The sequence below is a fragment of the Roseburia sp. AF15-21 genome, assembly GCF_003479505.1.
GTDB classification, from domain to species: domain Bacteria; phylum Bacillota; class Clostridia; order Lachnospirales; family Lachnospiraceae; genus Roseburia_C; species Roseburia_C amylophila.
In genome coordinates, this window is record NZ_QUHG01000021.1 from 1 (window position 1) to 1,656 (window position 1,656).

At 36.4% G+C, this 1,656-nt stretch carries 2 protein-coding genes; both read right to left on the reverse strand.

The features are described from left to right. Nucleotides 1-202: 202 nt before the first annotated feature. Complete coding sequence (locus DWW33_RS15315; protein WP_118639821.1) at nucleotides 203-721, reverse strand: hypothetical protein; 519 nt, start codon at nucleotides 719-721, stop codon at nucleotides 203-205. A gap of 13 nt (nucleotides 722-734) precedes the next feature. After that, nucleotides 735-1,656: hypothetical protein (locus DWW33_RS15320; RefSeq protein WP_199650796.1), on the reverse strand; the 922-nt coding region annotated here is incomplete at its 5' end.

Below are 1,656 nucleotides of genomic sequence, written 5' to 3' on the forward strand. Positions count from 1 at the left end.
CCTAACTGTCCACCAATAATACTGCGAAGATAACCTACCATCATATCGATGGGATACATATCTGCATGACTGTGTGCCTCTTCATATTCCCCTATCATTCTTAATTGCTATATGGACGACCCTGATGATTAATTAATAGGCGTGCATGAGTTGTAGGTTATTGGATGTCCGAAAGTATAAACCTAATTTAAAAACAATATTCTTATAGTAAACATTTTGAATTCATAATTTCTATCATTTCCTCTTGATTCAAATTTTTTAATTCTATTCCAACGAAATCATCTCCTAGAAACAATAAATTATTAAAATCATTAATCCTATATGCATTTAAAACACGCTCTTTAATATCATCTTTTAATATTAAAATTGCATTTTCTAACTTCCAAAATTTAAATCTCCCATCTACGGTAACATTCATACTATTCTCATTGAAATTCTCATTACTTATACTAATTCCAATACCCTCATTTATAATTGCGGGAATATCACTAATATTATTAATCATTTCATCTTGAACAAAATAGCTAATATACTCTATCATTCCATCTTCTGGATTAATTGCTATGTCCAACGGAGGCTTGCGCTTATCCTCATAAAACAAATGGTAATTTTGTCCTATTCTTTTATCAGCAGCTGATATTTCAAATAAAACAAGCCCCTCTCCCATACCTTCTATTTTTCGAATATATTTTTTGTTATTAAATACTTTTTCAAACTTCACTTTTTTCACCTTTCTAATTAAGCATCCTTGCATGATATACTACACCAGTCTCAGTATTAATACCAAGTTCCCAATTACCATATGTACCAAAATATCTTCCAGATGCCTCTGTACCTATCGTTTCCATCGCTTTATTAAGTGATGCAGAATAACTTTCTAACATTGCTTGACTTCTAGTCCCAATGCTCCAACTCTCATCTCCAAATCTACTTACATACTCACCCATATGTTTGGTTGCATTTGAATTTGTCCATAATGTGTTCGTTCCTGTTTCAGTATTCACATAATTAATTTTTCCATCCAAATCAATTTTAAAGGTGGCAGGTATTTCAGTAGCAGGCATATTGTCAGCTGTACCAGTAATATTATCCCATACAGTACCAGTATTACTACCACTCTCCCCCACATTCCCCAGTTGCTGTTTTCTAAGTTCCAACAGCTCCTCCGGGTTTACTTTCTTTAATGCAAGTGCTTCGTCTACCTTTCCGATTCCTCTTATTTCTGCCTCTGTGAGCCCTTCCTTGCTTCCATTCTCAAGAAAATCAAGATATTTCTGGGCATCTTCCTTTGACATTCCTTCTGCAAAAGAACTGTGTAATCCACTTACATTTGCCATGGAATCTAGCTCATTGAGCGTTCCATATGTTGCTATTCCAGTCAGCGAACCTGTTAAGAAGCCTGCCAGTGGACTGTTGGTGGCTTCTGTCATTCTCTTGTCCACATAGCTGCTGGCTGCCACCGTCAGTCCCTGCTTGACATACTCTGTCACTACTGCCCTGCTTACGGATGTTCCTGCACTTATCGCTGCATTAGCTGCCATTCCTCCTGTCAGTATCAGAGAAGCAGCGATTGTCAATACATTTCCTATTAAATAATAGAGGTCCGGATTACTGGCAAATAATGTATCACGGATTGGATTAACCGATACCAGCCTT